This window comes from Variovorax sp. GW821-FHT09B01 (genome assembly GCF_059418345.1).
Genome location: NZ_JBWKPQ010000001.1, coordinates 1,159,992 through 1,183,563 on the forward strand (window position 1 = coordinate 1,159,992; position 23,572 = coordinate 1,183,563).

At 66.2% G+C, this 23,572-nt stretch carries 26 protein-coding genes; 11 read left to right on the top strand and 15 right to left on the bottom strand.

Annotated elements, in window-relative coordinates; genetic code table 11:
* The first annotated feature begins 465 nt into the window (after window positions 1-465).
* Window positions 466-975 carry a DUF1993 domain-containing protein gene (locus AC07RV_RS05010; RefSeq protein WP_296785888.1) on the top strand — a complete coding sequence of 170 codons (510 nt, stop codon included), beginning with the start codon at window positions 466-468 and terminating at the stop codon, window positions 973-975.
* Between the two features lie 481 nt (window positions 976-1,456).
* Here the strand turns inward: AC07RV_RS05010 and AC07RV_RS05015 are convergent, their stop codons facing one another.
* The 6 genes from AC07RV_RS05015 to AC07RV_RS05040 all read right to left on the bottom strand — a co-directional run bounded on the left by AC07RV_RS05015 (window position 1,457) and on the right by AC07RV_RS05040 (window position 8,315).
* Window positions 1,457-2,341 carry a DUF2726 domain-containing protein gene (locus AC07RV_RS05015; protein WP_296785891.1) on the bottom strand — a complete coding sequence of 295 codons (885 nt, stop codon included), beginning with the start codon at window positions 2,339-2,341 and terminating at the stop codon, window positions 1,457-1,459.
* A 184-nt stretch (window positions 2,342-2,525) separates the two neighbouring features.
* Window positions 2,526-4,739 carry a hypothetical protein gene (locus AC07RV_RS05020; RefSeq protein ID WP_296785893.1) on the bottom strand — a complete coding sequence of 738 codons (2,214 nt, stop codon included), beginning with the start codon at window positions 4,737-4,739 and terminating at the stop codon, window positions 2,526-2,528.
* A gap of 14 nt (window positions 4,740-4,753) precedes the next feature.
* Window positions 4,754-5,878, bottom strand: a complete 1,125-nt coding sequence (locus AC07RV_RS05025; protein WP_296785896.1) for a hypothetical protein — start codon at window positions 5,876-5,878, stop codon at window positions 4,754-4,756.
* 370 nt (window positions 5,879-6,248) lie between these two features.
* Entirely contained in the window at window positions 6,249-6,671 is a 423-nt protein-coding gene (locus AC07RV_RS05030) for a GNAT family N-acetyltransferase (RefSeq protein WP_296785899.1), read from the bottom strand.
* Window positions 6,672-6,705: 34 nt separating this feature from the next.
* Window positions 6,706-7,017: a hypothetical protein gene (locus AC07RV_RS05035; protein WP_493196302.1), complete on the bottom strand. Its 312-nt coding sequence runs from the start codon at window positions 7,015-7,017 to the stop codon at window positions 6,706-6,708.
* Window positions 7,018-7,082: 65 nt separating this feature from the next.
* Window positions 7,083-8,315, bottom strand: a complete 1,233-nt coding sequence (locus tag AC07RV_RS05040) for an MFS transporter (RefSeq protein ID WP_296785905.1) — start codon at window positions 8,313-8,315, stop codon at window positions 7,083-7,085.
* Between the two features lie 120 nt (window positions 8,316-8,435).
* On the opposite strand from AC07RV_RS05040, the gene AC07RV_RS05045 reads away from it, so the two are divergent.
* Window positions 8,436-9,374 (top strand): LysR family transcriptional regulator, encoded by a 939-nt coding sequence (locus AC07RV_RS05045; RefSeq protein ID WP_296785908.1) that lies wholly within the window; start codon window positions 8,436-8,438, stop codon window positions 9,372-9,374.
* Between the two features lie 61 nt (window positions 9,375-9,435).
* Here the strand turns inward: AC07RV_RS05045 and AC07RV_RS05050 are convergent, their stop codons facing one another.
* From AC07RV_RS05050 to AC07RV_RS05070, 5 genes are all read right to left on the bottom strand, one after another.
* Window positions 9,436-9,846 carry a hypothetical protein gene (locus tag AC07RV_RS05050; RefSeq protein WP_057594179.1) on the bottom strand — a complete coding sequence of 137 codons (411 nt, stop codon included), beginning with the start codon at window positions 9,844-9,846 and terminating at the stop codon, window positions 9,436-9,438.
* Between the two features lie 160 nt (window positions 9,847-10,006).
* Window positions 10,007-10,648, bottom strand: coding sequence for a hypothetical protein (locus AC07RV_RS05055; protein WP_296785913.1), 642 nt, complete (start codon window positions 10,646-10,648; stop codon window positions 10,007-10,009).
* Window positions 10,649-10,672: 24 nt separating this feature from the next.
* Complete coding sequence (locus AC07RV_RS05060; RefSeq protein WP_093347087.1) at window positions 10,673-11,038, bottom strand: VOC family protein; 366 nt, start codon at window positions 11,036-11,038, stop codon at window positions 10,673-10,675.
* A gap of 151 nt (window positions 11,039-11,189) precedes the next feature.
* Window positions 11,190-11,600: a GNAT family N-acetyltransferase gene (locus AC07RV_RS05065; protein WP_296785918.1), complete on the bottom strand. Its 411-nt coding sequence runs from the start codon at window positions 11,598-11,600 to the stop codon at window positions 11,190-11,192.
* A gap of 75 nt (window positions 11,601-11,675) precedes the next feature.
* Window positions 11,676-12,674, bottom strand: coding sequence for a quinone oxidoreductase family protein (locus AC07RV_RS05070; RefSeq protein WP_296785921.1), 999 nt, complete (start codon window positions 12,672-12,674; stop codon window positions 11,676-11,678).
* An 86-nt stretch (window positions 12,675-12,760) separates the two neighbouring features.
* Between AC07RV_RS05070 and AC07RV_RS05075 the strand changes: the two genes are divergently transcribed.
* From AC07RV_RS05075 to AC07RV_RS05090, 4 genes are all read left to right on the top strand, one after another.
* Window positions 12,761-13,084 carry a 2Fe-2S iron-sulfur cluster-binding protein gene (locus AC07RV_RS05075; protein ID WP_057594183.1) on the top strand — a complete coding sequence of 108 codons (324 nt, stop codon included), beginning with the start codon at window positions 12,761-12,763 and terminating at the stop codon, window positions 13,082-13,084.
* A 4-nt stretch (window positions 13,085-13,088) separates the two neighbouring features.
* Entirely contained in the window at window positions 13,089-13,910 is an 822-nt protein-coding gene (locus AC07RV_RS05080; RefSeq protein ID WP_296785924.1) for an SDR family NAD(P)-dependent oxidoreductase, read from the top strand.
* Window positions 13,907-15,100, top strand: a complete 1,194-nt coding sequence (locus tag AC07RV_RS05085; protein ID WP_296785927.1) for an MFS transporter — start codon at window positions 13,907-13,909, stop codon at window positions 15,098-15,100. Before AC07RV_RS05080 ends, AC07RV_RS05085 begins: the two co-directional genes overlap by 4 nt.
* 111 nt (window positions 15,101-15,211) lie before the next feature.
* Window positions 15,212-15,628 carry a DUF1801 domain-containing protein gene (locus AC07RV_RS05090; protein WP_296785931.1) on the top strand — a complete coding sequence of 139 codons (417 nt, stop codon included), beginning with the start codon at window positions 15,212-15,214 and terminating at the stop codon, window positions 15,626-15,628.
* An 18-nt stretch (window positions 15,629-15,646) separates the two neighbouring features.
* Here AC07RV_RS05090 and AC07RV_RS05095 read toward each other — a convergent pair whose 3' ends face one another.
* Together AC07RV_RS05095 and AC07RV_RS05100 are read right to left on the bottom strand one after the other, a co-directional pair.
* Window positions 15,647-16,246, bottom strand: coding sequence for an NAD(P)-dependent oxidoreductase (locus tag AC07RV_RS05095; RefSeq protein ID WP_296785934.1), 600 nt, complete (start codon window positions 16,244-16,246; stop codon window positions 15,647-15,649).
* Window positions 16,246-16,953 (bottom strand): NIPSNAP family protein, encoded by a 708-nt coding sequence (locus AC07RV_RS05100; RefSeq protein WP_296785937.1) that lies wholly within the window; start codon window positions 16,951-16,953, stop codon window positions 16,246-16,248. The genes AC07RV_RS05095 and AC07RV_RS05100 overlap by 1 nt, the downstream gene beginning before the upstream one ends.
* Window positions 16,954-17,039: 86 nt before the next feature.
* Here AC07RV_RS05100 and AC07RV_RS05105 point away from each other — a divergent pair, with 86 nt between their 5' ends.
* The 5 genes from AC07RV_RS05105 (at window position 17,040) to AC07RV_RS05125 (ending at window position 22,373) form a co-directional block, all read left to right on the top strand.
* Window positions 17,040-17,906: an IclR family transcriptional regulator gene (locus AC07RV_RS05105; RefSeq protein WP_296785940.1), complete on the top strand. Its 867-nt coding sequence runs from the start codon at window positions 17,040-17,042 to the stop codon at window positions 17,904-17,906.
* A gap of 154 nt (window positions 17,907-18,060) precedes the next feature.
* Complete coding sequence (locus AC07RV_RS05110; protein ID WP_208514085.1) at window positions 18,061-18,909, top strand: helix-turn-helix transcriptional regulator; 849 nt, start codon at window positions 18,061-18,063, stop codon at window positions 18,907-18,909.
* An 83-nt stretch (window positions 18,910-18,992) separates the two neighbouring features.
* Complete coding sequence (locus tag AC07RV_RS05115; protein WP_296785946.1) at window positions 18,993-19,583, top strand: hemerythrin domain-containing protein; 591 nt, start codon at window positions 18,993-18,995, stop codon at window positions 19,581-19,583.
* The gene (locus AC07RV_RS05120) at window positions 19,580-21,361 is read left to right on the top strand and encodes an FAD-dependent monooxygenase (protein WP_444814002.1); all 1,782 of its coding nucleotides are present in this window, start codon (window positions 19,580-19,582) and stop codon (window positions 21,359-21,361) included. The genes AC07RV_RS05115 and AC07RV_RS05120 overlap by 4 nt, the downstream gene beginning before the upstream one ends.
* A gap of 28 nt (window positions 21,362-21,389) precedes the next feature.
* A complete protein-coding gene (locus AC07RV_RS05125) occupies window positions 21,390-22,373 on the top strand; it encodes a Bug family tripartite tricarboxylate transporter substrate binding protein (protein ID WP_296785975.1) in 984 nt (327 codons plus the stop codon).
* Window positions 22,374-22,376: 3 nt separating this feature from the next.
* Here AC07RV_RS05125 and AC07RV_RS05130 read toward each other — a convergent pair whose 3' ends face one another.
* Window positions 22,377-22,571, bottom strand: a complete 195-nt coding sequence (locus AC07RV_RS05130; protein WP_143129235.1) for a hypothetical protein — start codon at window positions 22,569-22,571, stop codon at window positions 22,377-22,379.
* Window positions 22,572-22,688: 117 nt separating this feature from the next.
* Complete coding sequence (locus tag AC07RV_RS05135) at window positions 22,689-23,564, bottom strand: hypothetical protein (protein ID WP_296785979.1); 876 nt, start codon at window positions 23,562-23,564, stop codon at window positions 22,689-22,691.
* Window positions 23,565-23,572: the final 8 nt, after the last annotated feature.

Consider the following 23,572-nt stretch of genomic DNA (forward strand, 5'->3'; position numbering starts at 1 on the left):
TCAAGCGGGCCGCGAAACCGCGGCCCGCAGACCAGCACTTACCCGCTAGTCTCGAGCGCTCCACGTCGCGGCATCTCGCTCAATTGAAACAGCTCCCCGGCCTTGCGAGCGAGGTCCGCCGCGAGCCAGAGCAGGTTGTCCAGGTGGCGAGGCCCGTCACCGCTGCACCAATCGATGTCCTTTCCGTGGGAGGCCCACAGAAGCGCTTCGAAGTGGGCGGGTTGCGGTGCCGTTTGGCATGAAGTTGCGGTAAGCGCCAATAAATGCAGCTTCTGCGATGCGCGGGGCACGGACCTCGAAGAGGCTGTGGCGGGCCGGTCCCGATCGGCGTGAGCGCCGAAAGAAAAGCTGGCCTCAGGAGCCGGGCCGATTCAGTTCACCCTGTGCTGTTAGCCTTGCATGGTCGGCAGGACCTCTGCCACGCCAACTCCGGCCATCGCGCCCAATTTCAAAACTGACCTCACTATGACCAGCCCGCTCTACAACGCCTCCATTCCCGTCATGCAGCAGATGCTGCGCGCCATGTCCGACGTGCTCAAGAAGGCCGAAGACCACGCGACGCAGAAGAACATCGATCCAAATGCGCTGCTGCAGGCGCGGCTGTTCCCCGACATGTTTCCGCTGGTACGTCAGGTACAGATCGCCGCGGACTTCTCCAAGGGCATTGCCTCCCGCCTGGCTGGTGCCGAGGTGCCGTCCTGGCCCGACACCGAGGTCAGCTTCGCCGACCTGCAAGCGTTGATCGCCAAAGCTTTAGCCCACATCGGCTCCTTCAAGCCTGAGCAATTTGATTCAAGCGAGAGCCGCGAGATCGTATTGCGCCCCGGCACCCCCAAGGAAAAGAAACTGACCGCAAGTGCATATCTTCTGCACTACGGCCTGCCGCAGTTCTTCTTCCACGTGACCACCACCTATGCCATCTTGCGCCACAACGGTGTTGAGGTCGGTAAGCGCGACTACATGGGTGCCTACTGACCGAAGACAGATAGGAGCTCAGCGACTCGGGCCACTGCGGCTCGATGGCAACTAGAGCCTCCGTTGCTGCGCGATTTCGGGTGGCTGTGGATGGAGGCTCTGTCTGCCTTGGTTTGCTTGGCGCATGGTCAACGCTGGCCAAATGTCTGCTGCGTTGGGCTGTGAATTACGCAGTCGACCCGTTGCGGGCGTTTGACGTTGGTTTGATGATGGAGGCTATGCAGCGTTTGCGGACAGCCGCCATTTCGCGGCGGCGGCTCATTTGGGGCCACAAGCGGGCCCAAATCTACATCGAACTGAAGTCTCGGTAGAGGTCCTACACTATCAATGCGCATGAGGGTCAATCTTGCATGCGGGCGCATGCCAACTACCCTTGCGCGCGATTGCATTAAGCACATTCCAAGCGCTGCGTGGACCATGAGCGATACCCATTCGATCGCTCAAACGTTAACTCGCGACGCATCTTAGAGCCGCAACAGGTTCAGGCGCCGGAGGACTTTCGAGAAAACACAGGCGGAAGAACCTCTCGAATCAGCTGCATAAATGCAGCCTGTGTTGTTTCCATCTGCTCGAAGGCACGCAACCGCAGTAGCTTGATCCCAGCGGCGGAGCAGATCTCGTCCTTCATGCGGTCACGGGCGATCGCCTCAGCCGTATCGTGAAACGTGCTGTCGAGTTCAAAGAAATGCAATGGTCGGTAGTCCTGCGCTGGATCAACAGCGACGCAATCGAACTGGGCTCGGAAGAAGTAGCTCCTCGCGGCGGCCGAAATTTTTGGTTCGATCGCTGGGTAGTCCAGTGCAACACTCATGGCCAAGTTCGGACAAGGCAGCAGTTTCGGAACGGCTTCAAGCATGGCCAAGTAGAAAGCTCGCTCCTGAGGAGACTTGAAGATCGATGTGACATGCTGAATCGGCTTGGCCCTTGGTGCTGCCGTCACCGCCTTGATGTTCAGAGCGCTCCTGCGAGCGTCTGCGAGCTCCTCAGGTCTCTCCTGCTGTAGGCGCACAAGCAGATCTCGTGCTAGGGGGATTTCATTGGCCCACTCGGATGCCACGCCCGACAGGCTTATGTCTTTGACTTCGTACATCGCTTCAAGCTTGATCTCGATTACTGGCCGCCAGAAAGACTCCTTGAAGCTGCTACGCTTCGATGCGATCAGCATCGAGATGTGGCGGGTGGTCTTGACTTGTTCTGATGCTGGCAGGCCTCTCAGATGACCGACAAACTCAGAGTCGAAAAGTTGGGCAACCTGCTGGAGAACTGGATCTTGGCCCAGAAGATTCCTATGAAGATAGAGCTGCTCGGAAAGTCCATCCCACTCTTTGGCAAAGAGCATCTGAAAAAGCCGCTCGCGATCAAACATGGGGTGTCCGAATTTGTTCAGGTGTTGGAGCATAGCGCCGCCAGTGTGGAATCGCGTCCGCGGAACGTGTTCTGCAGGCTATTCCTGCCACGCGCTGAAGCTTGGGCAACACGGCGCATTCGTCTGCTGCAATGGTCATCCATCGTCGACCTTTGGTCCCCCGAGGAGGGGCCTAGGAAAAGGGCTACCTCACGTATACATAAGCAGCGTCGAACAGCGCTTGCCATGGAATTCCGAGTTCTTCAAACAGCTCACGCCCCGCTTCTGAACTATCTGGGCTCCCAAGCTTGCCTGTGAGGACGGCAACCGCCAGCTCTGCGTGCACCAGCGAATGCTGGCCGTCGGCCCGGTCTAGCGCGGCCCCTCTTAGGAACTGCACTAGGTCCCTATGGAGCTCAGTACTCCGAAGCGAACGAAGGATGCCGAGCCAGACTGTGCGCTCGGTGTAGTTCGTCGAGAAGACTCTGGCCGCCAAGCCTGTCGGCGTTGGGAACTGAGCAGGATTCAATGGGTCAGTTGCCTTTTGCCGAAGCTGCTGCACCGCGCTCGCGCAAGCAAATAGCACCTGGAGGGCCGTCGCCCCGCCGTTCAAGATTACAGACTCCGCACCTAGATCGGGAACCTGTGCCACACCGGTGGCGAGGTGGAACACATGGTTTGTGAGACCAGCCGTCCGGTTGCTCAGGTGGGTGACGCGGTCCGCAAGAGGACCATCAAGAACCCCGGACAACTGCGCAAGCCGACCGAGAGCGTCTCGCTCCCGACACCACGGGCACGACTTTGGGTCATGCCAGTCAGGAAGACAGAACTTGTAGAGATGACTGAGTTGCGACACCCAGCCGTGCCTTGATGCGAGACCACGCGCACGTTCTAAGTACTTCTGTTCAGAGGATGGCGTAGCCAGCGGCGTGAAGAAGTGAATGTGCTGCAGAGCAGGTGCTAACTCGTTCTTCGTCTCACGGAGAAATCGATTGATGGTATCGAGGCGTGTACCTGAAATGAACACATCGTCCGCCACCAGCAAGGACCTTGCAGTTGCGAGAATTGGGTCCTGCACTCCCTGGCGACGCGCCAGCATCTGGTTGCTTAGCGTAACGACGGGAACACCTAGTCGTTCAGCGATGAGGTTCGCAAGGCGGGCGGCCGTCGGATGCTCTGGCACCGCAACAGCGTCCGGCCTCGGATCAAGAGAACCGACCTTCTCAAGCAATTCTTCCTGAAAAGCCCCGAAAGCAAGCAACGTTCCTACGTCCACATAGAACGCATGATGTCGCGCGGTCGATTCGTTCGGGTCATCGTAGTGGACGCGCAGCACGCCCTCGTTGTTACCCCAGCGCGAAAGGAATTCGCGCTGCTGCATGAATAACTCAGGGGGTAAAGGAATCGCCCTCGGAGTCGCCACGCCGATCATGTAATTGGTCGAGTGGATGGCGATGGCCTCGCTGTGGTTTGCACACAAGCCGCATCCTTGCTCAGTTTCAAAGTGCTCGTAATTGGGAAGGCTAAGACGGCAAAGAGGTTCGGTTCCATGGATGTCCTGAACCGCATAGAGTGTGGTGGACTTGATGACTAGCCCAGGGCGTTCGTTAGCCCATGTGTCAACGAAACTGGCTAGCCTTCCTGTCGATGCGACCCCTACCACAACAAATACCGCCGTCTGCGCTGACGCGATCTTGCTCAAGAATGAGAACGTGGATGTACGCGCTTCCACATCCGAGGGGTAGCCGGGGAAGGTAGCAATGGAAAGAGACTGCGATACGAGCAAGCGTACTCGTGCGGCGAGTACGAGCATGCTTGGATGGTCAACAAGGAGAGTGAGGTTCGATTTCCCCTGGAGCTCTGTCAGTTGCGCTTCTATTCTGTGCGCCAGCCAATATGCAATACGGTCGACGGTTTGCATGTCGACCAGCGCTTCCGAGAGCCGCACAAATTGAGACGCGTGCGCACCAGATGGCAAGGCAAAGTGGTAACTCGACGCTGCGCAGACAACGCACCTACTCTGAGCTCCCGCGACGACCTCGTGAAGGTCTTTCTCGCGTATGGATTGCAGCAGCGCCCCATCCACCTCAGTGTTGAAGGCGATCTCGCCGTCGCTTCCCCGGAGAAGCAAACGCGGCCCGTGACGCGCTACGTAAGGAGGGTTTGCCGAAGCCGATGAGTGCCCGTCAGGAAGGACATAGATGTCAACGTGGGGCGCACGCCTCGTAACAGCCTCTGCCTGCTCGCGAAGTAGTTCGACCGCTCGACCGACATCTGTCATGAGGAAAAGCCACAACTCCGCATCAAAGCGAAGTACAAGGCCATTCGCACCCACGAGCGCAGCGTCTGGAATTTGAGCAACAACGTGCTCAATATCCGAGACTTTGCGAACTACTTCGGTGCCGAACGCCAGTGTCATTCTGTTTCGAAGAGCTATCGTCCAAACAAAGAGCCTTGGTCAAGGTCACGAGAGAACTCGGGCACGAAGATGGAGACGCACGTTCCAGCAAGAAACGTCGAGGGAAGCGCACGCACCGAACTGAACTCCAGCGTCGGGTACTTGTGTTCGCCGGTCGAAAAGTCTTGCGTGAGGTCGAGATTGCCCGACGTAATACGCACAAGCGCCTGAAGGTGATGGGCGGCCGAGACAACCGCAGGCAAGCCGAGCCCTCGTTTCACAACGCCAGAAGGCTTCCGGCTCTCGCCTGGCTGGAACGCGCGTGCGAGCCGTTGCTCAGCCGACTCCTCCAGCTTTGCCGGCAGAGTAAATTGAATGCCATTTCCTTGGTCGGCTACTGTGAAGCATGCAGCGCCGAGTCCTAGATCCTTGTTGCCTTCGGAGATTCGTGCCAAGTATTCCTTCAACTCGGGGGAGAGGCGGCGGCTGGCAACGTCGGAGCCTTGGAGCACTACCTTCTCGACCACCAGAGCGCGCGTACTCCTCGAGCGGCGCGCGAAGTCGGATGGGATGCCATGCTCAAGGCTGTTGCGGAGTGCTTCGTAGATGAACGACACAACGCTCGATTCACCAGCTGAACCGAGCAGGCGCCGAAAACCCATTGCCTGGACCGTTCGCTGAAGCATCGCGCCGAACACCGAGGGGGCCGGAAAGCCTTCGTCGGTCTGCTCCATCCCAGCCTCAGCAAGCTCAGGGGGTAGAGGGAAAATTGGGTCCACGCAGACTAGGGAGCGAGCCGCTCCGAGGCCGAGTACTCCTCCTTTGCTCTTGTACAAATCCGCGAGAGCCGGCTTGAAATCAGGAGCTGCCGGCTTCCCCATGAAGTGAATTCGCTTCGCCCTACGGGAGATTGCAAATCCGAAGGCGCTGGAGAACAACGTCGCGTTCAGCTCTTCAGGTGTACGAGGCTCTTCAAAGTCGCAATCCAGGAGGAAATCTTCGCCGTCAGATGACAACCCTGCCAACGAGGCAAGAGCCAAGCCCTGCGCGCCAGCTTCAAAACTGCTCCGTTTGCTAATGCGCGCCGCCTGGCATCTGGACATGTCCCAGCCAATGACCTCATCAACCGATGTGCGTTCCGAAATGCGGATTGTTGACATGCGTACCAACCAATGACGAATCACCTCATCTTGCCAGAGGCCCCGTGCGCCGACGGAGCTGGCGCGACTTACCGGGGTCGTCCTGGTCGAAGCGACCTGCGCGGTACCGCGATGTTACGATAAGCTTCGTCTGCTAGTGACCACGAAGCAGACCTGTAGCTGCAACAGATCGAAGGTCTGCAAGCAGTCTCAAGCGGACACCGGTCACATCAGCCTGGAAGCTTTCTACGGCCGATCAAGGCAATCGAAGCAGCCGCTTCCTTCACATTGAAGTCCAGATTATCGAAGTGGAACCCGCACTTCGACCGGCCCTATGTGCTTCACGCTCGCTCATCCAATGAATTCCCACCATGGTCAGCAAGCACCATGACTAGAGCGCCTTCTTCATGTACGCCACATAAAAGCCCTGAACGTAATCATCGATCCGCCCGAACTCTTCATAGCCCTGCTTGAGATAGAACTCACGCGCTTGCCATTCGAAGGTATTCAACGTCACATTGCGGGCGCCCAGCTCGCGGGCTTTCTCTTCCGCCGTTTCGAGCAGCCTTCGCCCCAGGCCTCGGTGCCGAGCCGCATCATCCACGAACAGCAACTCCACGTTCAGCCATTGCAGTAACACGAATCCGCGCAACCCACCCACGAGCCCACCCGTGTCGTCCTTTGCGCTGATCCAGACCGGCTGCACCTGCCCATACTCGCCGACAACCCGATAGTTGAACTGCCGCATGCGGCGACCCAACTCGCCCGAGTGCACCTCTTCAGCGGTTGGGGTGTAGATCTCGAAGTTGCTCATGATCCAAGAGCCGGCTTCAGGGCGGCAGCGGTGATCAAAGCCAGCGAGACGCGGCGTCACGCGCATCCATCTCGACCGGCGCACGCGACGCGATGAGCGTCGCAGCAAGATAGGCCCCGGCAACGGCGACCAACGGCCGGGCCACTTCCTCGCCTCCCGCCACCAGATGCCAGGGAAGATTGAACAGCGCGACAGTCCCCAGACCGGTGAGCAATCCGAGCTGCGAGCCCTGCCGATACAGCGTCAAGGTTCTGCCAAGGCAGGGCATCGCGAATCGGGGCTCTCCGCGCAAGCGTCGCAGCAAGGACATGGCCGTCTCCTCGTCTTCGGGTTTCTTGGCGCGCATCGTGCCATAGAGCCGGGTGCCCGTTCCGGACCGCCGCGCCGTCAGCACCGGGCCAGGTCCCGATCTCAGCGCGTCGAGGTGCGACGCCGATTCGAAGGGAACGCACTGGCCCGAAAACGCCACGCCACCCATGCTCCCGCACATGCCAACGCCGCCATGAGCCAGGGAAACACCGCACTGCCCACGGTGCCGAGCAGCACGCCTCCCAGCAGTCCGCTGGCCGCGAACGACAGGTTGAAGACCGTGACCAGCATCGACTGCGCGATGTCGGACGCGTCCCCGGCCGCATCGGCCAGCGCGGTCTGCAGCAGCGTGGGCGCGCCGCTGAAGCTCAATCCCCACACGCACACGCCGATGAACACGAGCGTGAAGGATGAACCGGCCTCCCCAAGCGCCACGCCGACCGCCGCGAAGGTGCCGAGCGACCCCAGGAGCAACGCGCGCAGATGACGGTCGACGAGCCAGCCCACGCCCCAGAGGCCGATGGCCGTGGCCAGCCCGAAGCTCAGCAGCAGGGTATCGAGCCGGTCGAGCAGGCCGCGCTGCGCAAGGAATGGCGCGATGTACGTGTAGAGCAGGTAGTGCGCGAAGATCCAGAGCATGACGATCAGCAGCACCGGCCCGACACCGGGCGTGGCCAGCACCCGGCGATAGTCCGCCCGCTCGCCGCTGTCACGGCCCGGCAGGTCCGGAACGCTCGCGCGCACCCAGGCCACCAGCACCAGCCCGATCGCGGACATGCCGCCGAATATCCAGCGCCAGCCGATCTGACGACCGAGCCACGCGGCCAGCGGCACGCCGAACGACAAGGCCAGCGGGATGCCGACCATGACGATCGCCAGCGCGCGACCTTGCAGATGGCTCGGCACCAGGCGCCGGGCACAGGTCGCCAGTTCGCTCCAGGCCAGGCCGGTCGCCAGGCCGACGACGAGGCGCGCGGCCAGCGAGAGCGCGAGGTGGGTGGAGAGCGCGGTCACGGCATTGCAGGCACAGAACCCGGCCAGCGCGAGCAACAGCACCTTGCGGCGCGACCACGCACGGGTGGCCGCCGTGAGCGGAATGGCGGCCAATCCGGCGCCGAACGCGCACAGGGTGACGAACTGTCCGGCCCAGGCCTCGGACACCCCCAAGCCCCGCGCGATCTGCGGCAGCAGGCCCGCGGGCACCGCCTCGTTCGCCGTGGCCATGAAGCTGGTCAGGGTCAGCGCGAGCAGCGCGGCCCAGGGCAGCCGCGTGGCCGCATCCGGCTCGGAGGAAAGGTCGCTGGGGCGCGCCGCGGCGCCGATGGCTCGTGTCATGTCGGATGCTTCCTGTGTGCGGGGTCCTGGCCAGCCAGGACGGAAGCGGGCAGTGTGTGGCTGCGCTCCAACTTTGAGAATTGGGCGGAAAATTGAATGAACTTCAAATCCAAGTGAAAGATGGCAGCCGATCGATGGGGCGACATGCGCCTGTTCGCGGAGACGGCTTCGACGGGCAGCCTCTCCGCCGCCGGACGCAAGCTGGGCTTGTCGCCCGCGGCGGCGAGCGCCCGGCTGAAGAAGCTGGAGACGGCCTTGCGCGCGAAGCTGCTCGACCGCACGACCCGGCACCTGCGGCTGACCGAGGAAGGCCGGCTCTATCTGGCGCACTGCGAGGTCGCGCTGCAGAGCATCCATGAGGTGGAAGCCCTGCTGCGCGAGGGGCAGGGCATGGTCCAGGGCAAGGTCAGGATCTCGGCCTCCACCGACTTCGGGCGGCAGGTGCTCGATCGATGGCTGGACATGTTCGCGAGCCTTCACCCCGGCGTACGGGTGGCATTGACCTTGACCGACTCGGTGTCGAACCTCCACCAGGACAACGTCGACCTCGCGATCCGTTTCGGGCAGCCCGAGAGCAGCGCCCTGGTCGCACGGCGGCTCGCACCCAATTGCCGGGTGCTCTGCGCCTCGCCCGACTACCTGGAGCGCCACGGCACGCCACGCACGCCCGAGGCGCTCGCGGGCCATCGCTTCATCGTGCTGGTGACCGCGGCCGGGCCGCTCAACGAATTCCACTTCGCGCGAGACGGCGAGACCTGGCAGCACACGGTGCCGATGGCCGATGCATGGGAAACGAACGATGGAGGACTCGTGCGCGCCTGGACGCTGGCGGGACGAGGCATCGCGCGCAAGACGATCTGGGATGCGGCCGAGGATGTGAGGTGCGGCCGGCTTCGGATCCTGCTACCTGACTACGTGGCGAAGGAACCGGGTGTGTACGCGATACGGCATGCCACGCAGTACATGGTCCCGCGGGTGCGGGCGCTGCTGGACTTCCTGGCCGAGCAATTCGCGCAGGAAGCCGAGCGGATGCGGGATATCTGGCCCGGCGAACGCTAGGCCTGCAGCGGCTGCGGCCACTGCAAGGCGCCCGCTTGCGCGGGCACCTTCATGGGCTTTCTCAGCCCTTCATGGCCTTGATGTCGGCCTTGGCCTTGTCGTGATCGGCCTTGGCCTGGTTCACGCAAGCGCTCTTGGCGTCGCCCGACTGGTCATCGCACTTTTCCTTGGCGACCTCGTAGGTGGCCGTGGCCTTTTCCTCCGCGACCTTCTTGGCGTGGCCGGCGGTCGGCTTGTATTGCTGTTCGAGTTCGGCCTTGGCCACGTTCTCCGTGCCCTTGGCCTGCTTCTCGCAGACGTCCTTGGCGTTGTCCTTCATCGTGTCGCACTGGGCCTTGGCGACCTTGTAGTCGGCCTCGATCTTTTCCTTGGCGACCTTGTACTGGTCCTTGGTCATGCCGTCGGCCGCGTTGGCTGCGCCCATGGCGAAGAAGGACGATGCGATGGCGAGAACGAGAAGATGTTTTTTCATGAGAAGGCCCCTGTCTGGTTGAGTGTCTTTGTCACCGAGCCGCCCTGTGCGGCTGCAGTGAATGCACTCTAGGAAAACAGGGGCGACGAGCAGGTAGGACGATGGCGCTCGGGGAGCTAGGCAGAGGCCACGGCTGCGCGCAAGCGCAGAGAGGGCGCGATCAGTTCTGCACCGTGATCCAAACGGCCCGCGGATCGCATTGCCGCGCGCATGCGAACACGTAGACCTCGTTGCCCAGAAACAGCACATAGCCTCGGGCCGAAGAACCGTCGGGCTGCTCGGGTGCATCGGGCAGCTTGAGAAACTGGAAGCTGTCGCTGACCTGGCACACGAATTCCATCGGCGAACCGCAGGAACAAGTGAAGCTTTCTTCGTCCTGCACCCACTCGGGCTCGCCACCGACCGCGATGCGGTAGTACTCGTCGGCCGGCGCATCGACCACCACGAGCTCGGCGGTCTGCAGAACCGGGGGACTGGGCACGCGATGCATGGCCCGCGGCTTCTCGAGCGATGCGAACCAGTGGCCTTCGCCCTGGTCCCAGTAGGCCGGTGGCAACGCTTCGAAGGACTCAAAGCTCGGGATCTCGTTGTGCTCGGGGCACATCAGCACCGACAGCCTGCTTCCGTCGACAAACGGAAGCTCGGCCGCGCGAGGCAGCGTGAACTGAAGGAAGGGAATCATCTGCCGGTCGCACTGGGTGCAACACGGCAGCCCTTGACCCTCGGGCGCCAGATAGGCACCGCCCACGGAGTCCTGCGGAGATTCGCTGTCGAAGCGCAGGTTGAAGAATTTCTTCGGCACGTTTTCTTTCCTTGGGTCAGGCCTTCAAGGCTGCTGCACGATCTGGATTTCGTTGCCCGCCGGGTCGCGCAGCGTCGCGAGAATCCCGCCCCATTGCTGCCGCTCGGGAAGCCCGCTGAACGCGACGCCGAGCGACGAGAGTTCCTTGTACTTCGCGTCGATGTCCTTCACGTCGAAGGACAACCCCGTGAAGCGTCCCACGAGCACCTGGTCCTCCGTCGGGGCGTCCTCGTCGACACGCTCGACCACCAGGCTCAACGGCCCCGAGCCGAACACGCAGTAGCCATGTTCGCGCCCGTCGGCCTTCAGCGGCAGGCCCAGTGTCTGTTCGTAGAAACGGGCGGCATCGCCGAGGTCCTGGACGAAGATTCGCGCGGTGTGAAGTTCCATGGTGCCTCCCCGGGGCTGTGTGGTTGCGGACGAACGGCATGCTAGACGCGGGCCTCGACTGCGACAAGTCGAATGCGCCCCGATCGAGCTTGACTATAGGAACCGATTCGAACCGGCTCAACAGCGATGCTTGACGCGAGGCCTCCAGGATCTATAGAGATGGACCCGGCACCTTGAACAAAACCGTCATCTCGGTCCGCGGCCTGCGATAGCCGCATGCCTCGAAAAACCGCTTGGCTTCGCCCAGTGCCTTCACGTAGATCGGAATGCCGGGAAACTCGGCCTCGACCGTACGCAGCAGGGATCGTCCGATGCCGGAGCTCCGTGCCGAAGGATGCACGAGCAGTTCACCCAGCATGGTGCTGAATGCGCCATCGCTGAACGCCGAGACATAGCCGAGAAGCATCCCCTCTTCAGAACGTGCATGGGCAATCAACGGATAGGCCCGGCTCGTACTGGCAAACGCCGCTTCGTCGTACCCCGAGCCCCACCCCACCGATTCCATCAGGACACCAAACTCCTGCCACGTCACCGTTCGATCGGTCGAAACCTTGTAGTTCATGAAAGGAGAATACCGCCGCGTCGATGCGGCAAAGCGCTGCGCGAGGCTTCGACAAGCTCAGCCCGGACGATCACTTCACGGTATCAACAACACCGACCCCACCGTCTTCCCCTGCTCCACATCCGCATGCGCCAGCGCCGCATCGGCCAGCGGGTAGGTCCGGCTCACCTCGACCTTCAGCGCACCGCTGCGCACCAGGTCGAACAGTTCGCCGCAGGCCTGGGCTCGCGTCTCCGGCGTGATGGCATGGAAGCCGAAGCCGGGCCGGTGCAGCGCGAGGCAGCCCTTCTGCGCCAGCAGCATCAGGTCGAAGGGCGGCACCGGGCCCGAGGCGTTGCCGTAGTTCACCACGGCGCCGAAGGGGCGCATGCAGTCGAAGGACGGTATGAAGGTGTCCTTGCCGACGCCGTCGAACACCGCGGCCAGGCCCTGCGGCGCGAGCTGCTTCGTGGCGGCCACAAAGTCCTCCTGGCGATAGAGGATGGTGTGGTCGCAGCCGTGCGCGCGTGCGAACTCGGCTTTGGCCTGCGAACCGACGGTGCCGATCACGGTGGCGCCCAGGTGATGGCTCCATTGCGCGAGCAGGCTGCCGACGCCGCTCGCGGCGGCGTGCACGAGGATGGTGTCGCCGGGTTGCGGCCGGTGGCAGCGGTGGATGACCACCGAGGCGGTCAGCCCCTTGAGCAGCATGGCGGCGGCCTGGCGGTCGTCGATGTCATCGGGCAGGCGCACCAGGCAATCGGCCGGCAGGTTGCGCGCCTCGGCGTAGGCGCCCGTGTCCTGGAAGAACAGGCCGCCGGTGCCGGCATAGGCGACGCGGTCGCCCGCGCGCCATTCGGTCACCTCGGTGCCCACGGCCTCCACCACGCCGGCCGCCTCGTTGCCGAGGATGACGGGGAAGCGCGGCCCGCGACCGAGGTAGAAGCCGCCGTTGCGCACGTTGATGTCGGAGAAGTTGAGGCCGATGGCGGTGTGGCGCACGCGCACCTGGCGCGGCGCGGGCGGCGGCAGTTCGAGGTTCAGGGCTTCGAGGACCTCGGGCCCGCCGTGGCGATGGATGGCGATGGATTGCATGCCGCGAGTGTGCGCAGGAGTCCCGCGCCGCGCCCGTCCCCTCCGAGGGGACTGACACCGGGGCGAGCGCGCCCGACAGTGGCGCCATGACCAAGGCCACCTTCATCTGCGCCGACGGCGCCCGCCGCGACGTCGACGTTCCCGTCGGCACCAACCTCATGCGCGCCGCCTGCGACCACGGCATCGACGAGATCGTCGGCGACTGCGGCGGCTCGCTCAGTTGCGCCACCTGCCATGTCTTCGTGGAAGACGGCCCCGCGGACGCACTGCCCGCCATGGCCTCGACCGAGGACCAGATGCTCGACTACACGGCCGCGCCGCGCCAGGCCACGAGCCGTCTCTCGTGCCAGCTCGTGATGAGCGCGGCGCTCGACGGCCTGGTGCTGCGCATCGCCAACCCGCAGGTCTGACGCCATGACCGCGAACTGGCTGCAACTGGAAGACAAGGTCTGCGTGGTCACCGGCGCGGCCGGCGGCATCGGCATCGAGATCGCGCGCGAGCTCGCGTCGGTGGGTGCCAGGGTGGCGCTGCTCGACCGCGACGAGGCGGGCGCGGCCCGCGCCGCCGCCGACATCGCGGAAAGCGGCGGCGCGCGCGCGATCGCGCTGGGCTGCGACATCACCGACAAGGCCGACGTGGAACGCACCGCGGCCACCGTCGAGCGCGAGCTCGGGCGCTGCGACGTGCTGGTGAACAACGCGGCCACGATCTACGCCGCGGCGCTGATGGACATCGACATCGAGCGCTGGCACCGGCTGATGGCGGTGAACCTCGACGGCTTCCTGCTGTGCGCGCAGGCCTTCGGCCGCCAGATGATCGCCGCGGGCGGCGGCAGCATGGTGCACGTGGCCTCGATCTCGGGCCGCGTGCCGCAGCCCTACAGCGGCCCCTACAGCATCAGCAAGGCCGGCGTGAAGATGCTGTCGCAGCTGCTGGCGGTGGAGCTCGGCGAGCACCGCATCCGCAGCAACGTGGTGAGCCCGGCGATGGTGCGCACGCCGCTCACCGAGGGCATCTATGCCCAGCCCGAGGTGCTCGCCAGGCGCGAGGCCATCGTGCCGGCCGGGCGCATCAGCGGACCGAAGGACATCGCCGAGGTGGTGGCCTTCCTGGCCAGCCCGCGCTCGGGCTACGTGAACGGGCAGGACCTGCTGGTCGACGGCGGTCTCAGCACCGCCTGGCTGTCGCTGATTCCCCGCCCCGGCTTCGAGAAGCAGGACGCGCAGGCCCGATGACCCGCGTGCGGCCCGGTGGCCTGGCGGCGTTGGCCACGGTGCATTGCTGCAGCAGCGCGATGATGCGCGTCTGCGATCCGATGCTGCCCGCGCTGGCGCAGAACTTCGGCATCACCACCGGCCGCGCGGCGCTCACGGTGTCGGTCTACGCGGTCGCCTATGGGCTGCTGCAACTGCTGTTCGGCCCGCTCGGCGACCGCTTCGGCAAGCGCCGCACCATCGGCTTCGCGGCGCTGGGCTGCGTGGCCGGCAACCTGCTCGCGCTGGCGGCGATGAGCCTCGAGATGCTCGTGGTGGCGCGCTTCCTCGCCGGTGCTGCGGCGGCCGGCATCATCGCGCTGGTGCTGGCCTGGGTCGGCGACACCGTGCCCTACGCCGAGCGGCAGCCGGTGCTGGCGCGCTTCCTGATGCTGTCGCTGGGCGGCATGATCGCCGGGCAGTGGGTGTCGGGTGTGCTCACCGAATGGCTGGGCTGGCGCGCGGTGTTCGCGCTGCTCGCGGTGGTGTTCTGCGTCGGCGGGCTCGCGATCAGCCTCAACCGCGAGGTGCGCGCCGAGCCGGTGCGCGCGCCCTCCGGCCACGGCCATGGGCACCTGCGCGACATCCTGCGCGTGCTGGCCGAACCCTGGGCGCGCTGGATGCTGCTGGTGGTGATGGCCGAAGGCGCCTTCGCCTTCTCGGGCCTGGCCTTCCTGCCGGCCTTCCTGGTGCGCGAATACGGTCTCGGGCTCTCGAGCGCGGCGGGCGTGGTGGCGCTCTATGGCGTGGGCGGCTTCTTCTATGCCTTCGCGGCACGCCGGCTGCTGGCGGTGTTCGGCGAAGGCGGGCTGGTGCTGGGCGGCGGCATCGCGCTGGGCCTGGGCTGGCTGGCGCTCGCGCTCGGCCAGCATTGGGCGCTGGCGCTGCCGGCCTGCCTGGTGGCGGGCCTGGGCTTCTACGCGCTGCATGGCACCTTGCAGACCCATGCCACGCAGATGGTGCCGGCGCTGCGCGGCACCGCGGTGAGCCTGTTCGCCTCCACCATGTTCCTCGGCATCGCGCTCGGCGTGGCCGTGGCTTCGGCGGCGGTGGACCGCATCGGCACGCGGCCGGTGTTCCTGGCCTGCGCGGTGGCGCTGCTGGCGATCGGCGCGGGCTTCGCGCTGAGCCTGCGGCAGCGGGCGGCGGCGAATCCGCGCCCGGCCGGCTGAAGTCGCGCGCCTGCGGTGCTTTTTTCCGGCATGCGCTACGCGTATGCAGAATGCGTTCCCACGCAGGGGCGCCGGATCCGCCGGGCCTCATGGAAAAAGCCAGGAGCACCCATGAAGAAATCCGAGTCGGCCACCGACCCCGCGATCTCCGCGCAGATCGACCAGAAGATCGCCGAGCTCGGCGACTGGCGCACCCAGACCCTGGGCCGGATGCGGCAACTGATCAAGGAGGCCGATCCGGAGATCGTTGAGGAGCTCAAGTGGATGGGCACGCCGACCTGGTCGCACGACGGCATCGTCTGCACCGGGGAGTCCTACAAGGGGAAGGTGAAGCTGACCTTCGCCAAGGGCGCCTCGCTCGCGGATGCGGCCGGCCTGTTCAACGCGAGCCTCGAGGGCAATGCGCGGCGCGCGATCGACATCGGCGAAGGCGAGACGGTCGATGCGCAGGCCTTCAAGGCGCTGTTCCAGGAAGCGGTGGCGCTCAACGTGACGAAGAAGGCGGCGAAGGCGAAGCGCCCGGCATAGCCCGCCGCGGACGAAGACTCAATCGCCGATGCCCACCAGCTGCCGCGGATACCGCCGCGCCTCGAGCTCGTCGACCAACGCGCAGGCGAAGTCGGCATACGAGATGCCGCTGCGGCCCTGCGCATCGCTGACCAGCGCACCGACCGCGCAACGGTAGCGGCCGCTGCGCTCGCCCGGCACGATGCGCGCGGCGGGCGCGAGGCAGGTCCAGTCGAGCCCCGAGGCCGCGAGCAGGGCCACCGCCTCCTCGTGCGCCCGCACCTTGGGCAACAGCTCGGCCGGGAAGTCCGCCGTGTCGGCCAGCCGCCGGCCCGGCGCCACCGCGAGGCCGCCGGCACCGCCCACGGTGACGATGCGCGCGACGCCCGCCGTGCGCGCGGCCTCCAGCATCGAGGCCGTGGCGCGCACCAGCAGCTGCGCCAGCTCGGCCGGCGCGCCATAGGCGCTGACCAGCACGTCCCGCCCCTGCAGCCCGCGCGCGAGCGCCGCCGCATCGAACACGTCGAACTCGGCGCGCGGCAACGACCGCAGCAGGTGGCCGCGCCGCTCGGCCTCGAGCGCGACATGGCGCCCGACGCGCCCGCTGCCACCCACCAGCGCGATCTTCAGCGGCGGCATCAGGCGATGCGGCCCAGCCCGGCGCGAAGGGTCGCGCCCGGCGCGGGCTCGAGCAGGTTGACCTCGGCGCGCTGGAACAGCGCCGTGCCATGCCGCGCGCGCTGCGCGGCGAACTCGGCCTGCACCGCGGCATCGCGGTCCAGCCGCTGACGGCCGGCGTGCCAGGCCGCGGCATCGGGCCAGGCGTAGAGCAGCACGATCTTCTGCATGCCGGCGCCGGCCGCCATATCCCACACCGCGAGCACGCGCGCGCCGGCCTCGCGCACGCGCGGCAGCCAGGTCTCGTGCAGGAAGACATTGGCGTTGGCGTTCTGCCCGGGCGCGATCTGCTGCTGCACCAGCTCGTGTAGGCCACCGACCGGCACGGCGGCGTCGGCCGTCGCGAGCGCCGGCCAGGCGGCGTTCGGCTTCAGGAAGAACAGGTCGTGGCGTTCCACCATCTCGTGGCCCGCATTGGTCTCGGCGCGCACGCGCCACCACTCGGCGTCGGCATAGAAGCTGGCCCACACGGCCTCGCGATGCGCGTAGTCGCGGTAGGCCATCAGGTAGACGAAGCGCGGCGCGTCGGGGCCGGCCACGGCCTGCCAGCGCGCGACGCAGTCGACGCCGTGCTTCTCGAACAGGGCCGGGAAGTGGCGGTTGAAGCGGTCGTGCACGTCGGCCATGCGGCCCGGTGCCACCGAGTAAAGGCGCAGCTCATGGATCATGGCCGCCACCATAGCCATGGCGCGGCGGCTGTCTGTCCCGCCGCAGGGGGGCAGGCAGCGACTATGCGCGTGCTAGTCTCGTGCGGATGGTCCCGCCCTCCCCCCTGAAAGATGCGAAGTCCGGCCATGGCGCCGACGAGACGACCGGCGCGGGCCACGGTGCCGGCGACGACGACGCGGGTGGCGTACAGGCGGTCGACACCGCGGTGCGCGTGCTGTCCGCGCTGATCGACACCGGCGCGCCGCTGATGCTCAAGACCGTGGCCGAGCGCGCCGAGATGCAGCCGCCGAAGGCGCACCGCTACCTCGTGAGCTTCTGCCGCAACGGGCTGGCCGAGCGCGATGCCGCCAGCGGCGGTTACCGGCTCGGGCCGCTGGCGGTGCGGCTGGGCCTCGCGGCGCTGCGCCGGCTCAACGTGGTGCAGGTGGCCTCGCCCACGCTGGGCGAACTGCGCGACGAGCTCGGCTTCACCGTCGGCCTCGCGGTCTGGGGCGCGGCCGGCCCGACCTTCGTGCGCTTCGAGGAGACCAACGACGCGCTGATCATCAGCGGCCGTCCCGGCTCGGTGATGCCGATGCTGACCTCCTCCACCGGCCGCATCTTCGGCGCCTACCTCCCGGCCTCGGTGACGGCACCGCTGATCGACCGCGAGCTGTCGGGCGTGCCGCATCCGGGCGCGACGCCGAACCCGGCGGCCGGCAGGATGACGCGCGCCGACGTCGACGCGCTGTTCGAGTCGGTGCGCAAACGCAAGCTCGCGCGCATCCAGGGCGACCTCAATCCGGGGCTGCACGGCGTGTCGGCGCCGATCTTCGACCACGCGGGCGCGGTGGCCGGCGTGATCACCGTGATGGGCTCGGCCGGCCTGATCGACACCCGGCTCGACGGCCATGTGGCGACCGTGCTGTCGGCGCGCGCCGAGGACGTTTCGCGCCGCATGGGCTGGGGCTGAAACCGCCTGCCGCAGCGCAGCGGAGGGTTTCTCCTCACACAGTCAGGATTTCGATGAGCGTAATCTGATTACGGAATTTGAAACCTGCCCGGAACACAGAAGTCCGGGCAGCGAGCGCCCTCGAAGGCGCATGGCAGCACCCCAGGAGACAACGATGATGACGGTGACGATCCAGGACCGGCCCCCGGTCGCCTCCACCTCGGAAGCGCAGCTCGCGCGCCTGGTCGACGGCATGGGCAGCGAGCGTTTCGCGCCCGCGCTCGCGAACTACCTGCATGCGCTGTGCGGCGCCGATCACTTCGCGGCCTTTCGCCTTGGCCAGGACGAGCTGCGCGAAGTGGCGGCCTGCTGCGTGCAGCCCGAGCGCACCGCGCGCGACCGCGTCGAGAGCTACGTCAAGCAGGGCCTGTGGAAGCACGACCCGGCCATGACAGAGGCGCAGCGCCGCGTCGACGGCGCGGCCGCGACCATCATCCACGTCGACTTCAGCGACCACGAATACGACGACCTGCGCCCGCGCGTCTACCCGCACGTGCGCGACCGCATCCTGCTGTGCGGCCGCGGCACCAACGGCGCCTTCGGCCTCAGCGTGCTGCGCGCCGACCCGCACACGCCGTTCGCGCACGATGGCATCGAGCGCCTCGCGCAGGCGGCCGAGCTGCTGCTGGCGATGCTCTCGAAGCACGCCGACGTCTGCCAGAGCCGGCCCGACGTGTCGCAGGCGCTGACCACGCTCGACGAGATCGAGAACTGCATCGTGGCGACCAGCCCGCTGCCGCGGCGCGAGGCCGAGGTCTGCGCGCGCATCCTCTACGGGCTGTCGTCGGTCGGCATCGCGCTCGACCTCGCGGTGAGCGAAGAGACCGTGAAGACCTACCGCAAGCGCGCCTACCAGCGGCTGGTGATCGGCAGCGAACGCGAGCTGCTGACCTGGTATCTCGCGCGCTGGGGCCGCTGGAGCGCGGAGCGCTTCCAGACCATGGCCTCGCGCGCGCTGCACTAGCGCGCGACGTCACGCGTCCCCTGCAGCGGGACTGACCCCGGCGCCCGGCTGTGCCCCAATGAGGCCATGCCCGAGTCGCACCGATGCCGCCCCTGCTCCAACCTTCCGCCGTTCAGCTGATCCTCGAGGATCACCAGGCCCTCGCGACGGTGCTGCGGGCCCTGGGCGACAGCGTCGAGCAGGCGCGCCGCTCGGCCCGCCGGCCCGACTTCGACGAGCTGCGCGCCATGCTGTTCTACCTCGACGAGATGCCCGCGCGCATGCACCACGCGAGCGAGAGCGAGCTGCTGTTCCCGAAGATCCGCGAGCGCTGCCCGGCGCTGCGCCCGGTGCTGGCCCGGCTCGAGGCCGAGCACGAGCGCGGCGAATCGTCGGTGCGCGAGCTCGAGCATGCGCTGACCGCCTGGGAGCTGATGGGAGAGGTGCACCGTGAATCCTTCCAGCTGCTGCTGCAGACGCATGCCACCGTCTACCTCGGCCACATGGAGGTCGAGGAAAGCTATGTGCTGCCCGTGGCCGCCGACTACCTCTCGCCCGCCGACTGGCGCGAACTCGCCGAGGCACTCGCGCGCCAGCGCGGCGACACCGATGCCGCGATGACGCAGGGCCACCGGGCCCTGTTCGCGCGCATCACCGCCCGGACCTCCTGCCCCGATCCCACGCTCCAGAAATGACCATGCAAGACATCGACGTTCCCGTTCTCATCGTCGGCGGCGGAGGCTGCGGCCTCGCGGCCTCGCTGTTCCTCTCGCGCCAGGGCATCGCCAGCCTGCTGATCGAACGCCATCCGGCGCCGGGCCGGCTGCCCAAGGCGCGCTACATCAGCCAGCGCACCATGGAGCTGCTGCGCCAGTTCGAGGTGGCCGAGCGCGTCTACGAACGATCGATGCCGCTGGCCCACATCTCGCACATCCGCTGGTGCACCACGCTGGCCGGCGACGGCGAGCTCGACCGCCGCACCTTCTACCGCATCGAATCCTTCGGCGGCGGCTCGCTCGCGCAGCACTATGCGAAGGACAGCCCCTGCGAATCCACGCTCTACCCGCAGGTGCGCATGGAGCCGCTGCTGCGCGAGCTGGCCTCGGCCGAGGCGAACGCGCAGGTGCGCTACCACCACCAGCTGCAGTCCTTCGAGCAGGACGACAACGGCGTGACCGCGCGCGTGCTCGACCGCGACAGCGGCGAGGAATACCGCGTGCGCGCGAAGTACCTGATCGGCGCCGACGGCGGCAAGACCGTGGGCCCGGCGCTGGGCGCGGTGATGAGCGGCGCGACCGACCTCGCGCACATGGTCACGGTCTACTTCCGCGCCGACCTCTCGAAGTACTGGGACGACGACCATTCGATGACCACCTGGTTCGTCAATCCCGAGGGCGGCTCCTGGGCCAGCGGCGTGCTGGGCCAGCTCGGGCCCACGCGCTTCGGCCGGCATTCCGAGGAGTGGATGTTCCACTTCAGCTTCCGACCCGACGATCCCTCGCGCTTCGAGGAGTCGTCGCTGCTGCCGCGCATGCGCGAGCTGCTCAAGATCCCCGACCTGCATCCGGACATCATCGGCATCGGCCACTGGACGGTCGAGGGCGTGCTGGTCGACCGCTACCGTTGGGGCCGCGCGCTGCTCGCGGGCGATGCCGCGCACCGCCATCCGCCGACCACCGGCCTGGGCCTGAACTCGGCGATCCAGGACGCGCACAACCTGGCCTGGAAGCTCGCGGCCGTGCTCAAGGGCGAGGCGCACGACAGCCTGCTCGACAGCTACGAGGCCGAACGCCGCCCGGTGGCCGCGTTCAACATCCAGTGGGCGCTGATGACCTTCCAGAACCACCAGCTCACCGATGCCGGCATCGGCCTCGTGCGCGGCAACGCCGAGCTGAGCCAGGCGAACTTCCGCCGCTACTTCGCCGACGACGCCGAGGGCCGCACGCGGCGCGCGCGTCTCGCGCAGATCATGGAAGTGCAGCGCATGGAATGGCAGGCGCACGACATCGAGCTGGGCTACCACTACGACCTCGGCGCGGTCATGCCCGACGGCACGCCCACGCCCGAGCGCGATCCGCTGGGCCAGACCTACGTGCCCACCACCCGGCCCGGCCATCGGTTGCCGCATGCCTGGCTCGAGCGCGACGGCAGGAAGATCTCCACGCTCGACCTGGTGCGCCCGGGCCGCTTCACGCTGCTGACCGGCCGCCAGGGCTCGGCCTGGGCCGACGCCGCGGCCACGCTGGCGCATGGTGCCGGCCTGCCGGTGGACATCGTCGAGATCCACGACACCGCCGCAGTACGCGACATCGAAGGCACTTGGCGCTGCCTGCGCGGTGTCTCGTCGGACGGTGCGATCCTGGTGCGGCCCGACCAGCACGTGGCCTGGCGCGCCATGGGCCGCAGCGACAGCGCGCGCGGCCAGCTCGCGGCGGCCTTCGCGAAGATCCTGCAGCGCGATCTCGCGGCCTGACATTCCAACGAACGAGGAGACAGCCACCATGCAACGACGCACCCTGCTTTCGCTCCTGGCCACCGGCGCCCTGGCCCCCGCGGCCTTCGGCGCCGCCGCGCAAGGCAACTGGCCCAGCCAGCCGATCCGCCTGATCGTGCCCTACCCGGCCGGCGGCGGCACCGACTTCTTCGCGCGCCTGGTCGCGCCCGGCATGGGCGAGGTGCTGGGCCAGCCGGTGATCGTGGACAACCGCCCCGGCGCCTCCGGCATCATCGGCGCGACCGCCGTGGCGAAGCAGCTCGCGCCCGACGGCCACACCTTCCTGCTCGGCGACATGACCACCTACGCGGTGAACCCGGCGATGTTCGACAAGCTGTCGTACGACCCGCTCAAGGACCTGCGCACCGTGACCATGACCGCGAAGTTCGACTTCCTGCTGGTGGTCAACCCGAACACGCTGCCGGTGCGCAACCTGCAGGAACTGATCGCGCTGGCCGCGCGCACGCCCGAGGGCCTGAACTACGCTTCGCCGAGCGTGGGCACCACGCACCATCTCGCCACCGAGTTGCTGGCGCGCGAGACCGGCATGAAGCTGGTGGCCATCACCTACAAGGGCGGCGGCCCCGCGGTGCAGGACCTGCTGGGCGGCCAGGTGGGTTTGATGTTCCTCGACCGCGCCACCGCGCGGCCGCACATCGAGTCGGGCCGGCTGCGCCCGATCGCCGCCGCCGGCGCCAGGCGCATCGCGGCCTATCCCGAGGTGCCGACCGTGGCCGAGCAGGGCGTGAAGGGTTTCGAGGTCGAGGGCTGGCAGGGCTTCACCGTGCGCACCGGCACGCCCGATGCCGTGGTGCAGGCGCTGCAGGCGGCCTATCTCAAGGCCATCGCGCCGGCCGAGATCCGGCGCAAGCTCGGCGAGGCGGGCATCGACCCGGTGGGCGGCACGCCCGAGCAGTTCACCCAGTACATCCAGTCGGAGACCGCCAAGTGGGGCCGCGTGGTGCGCGAGCGCGGCATCAAGGCCGAATGACGGCTACTTGAGGCAGGTCTTGGTGAAGACGCCGTCGTGCGCGGCCGTGGCCTCGCAGGCCGGCGCGGCGGTCTGGATGACCGTGGCGCCGGCGGCATCGTCCTTCTCCACCGCCCACGCCATGGGCGCGAGGATCGCAAGAAAGAACGATCCCAAAAGGGCAGCACCGGCTGCCAGCGATCCTATTTTTTTCGTCATGTGCGGCTCCTGGTGCTTGCCGGGCAACAGACCCGGCGCATGGGGACCGATGGTGGGGGCCGGGCGGGTGGGGAACCGTCAGTGCCGGAGCACGGCGCTTGTAGGCGGGCGCTTATTTCAGTAATGGCAGAGCAGGCCGGTGCAATCGTAGGCGGTAGTGAAAACAAGATTGCTCCGAGTCTCCTCCACGCCAATGTTGCTGGGAAACGCGCCCTTGCTTCCCTCCTCGTTCAACAGGGCAACGAATGCCTTCTGGTATTCGGGGTCGCTCAAACCGATCGCCGCGCCACCCTTCAGATCCAGCTTCGTCAGGTGATGCTTGAACACCGTCTTCTGAGCCGTGTCTTGAACGTACAAGCTCTCCGTCGTCGCGGTGGGAATGTCCGTCAAGAAGATCTTGCCGTCAGCGCCTAGCCGGTTTCCCTGGGAAACGCGCTCCTCATAGGTCTTTGCAACGGGGTTCAATGTGAAGGAACAGCGAGCAGTCGTCGGTTGTTCGCGCACGACCCGTGCACGTATCTGCGGCGTGCCACCTGTCGTATCGATCCCGACCTCGACATTGCAATATCCATCGCTTCCCATCTTGTTCAAGGACGCCAGGAATTCCGGCTTGTCCGAGTCCTTCATCGGAAATGCACCTGCATCGGCGTATTCGTACTTGATGTTCGCCGCGGTGTCCTTGCTGAAGAGGACACGGCCCGCTCCGGGCTCAAGAAGGAGCCTTGCCGTCGAGTTGAGCTTGTAGCCTTCTGCACCGAGGGCCTGCAGCCTGGAAAGGTCCACGGCGTCGGATGCGGGAGCCAGGCGATGAACATATTCGGTTTTTTCGACACCCCAATACACCCCTCGGAGCGCCCCGCCCGCGCTGGAAATCGGAAGCAGATAGAAAAGTCTCTGCCCCGAAAACTTGGGAGTCTGGAGCTCCGTAAAAAGCGGATCCAAGCCGGCGAGCCCGGCATCTCCCAACGCAAAGGTGTAGCGCGTCGTCGCCATGGGAGGCT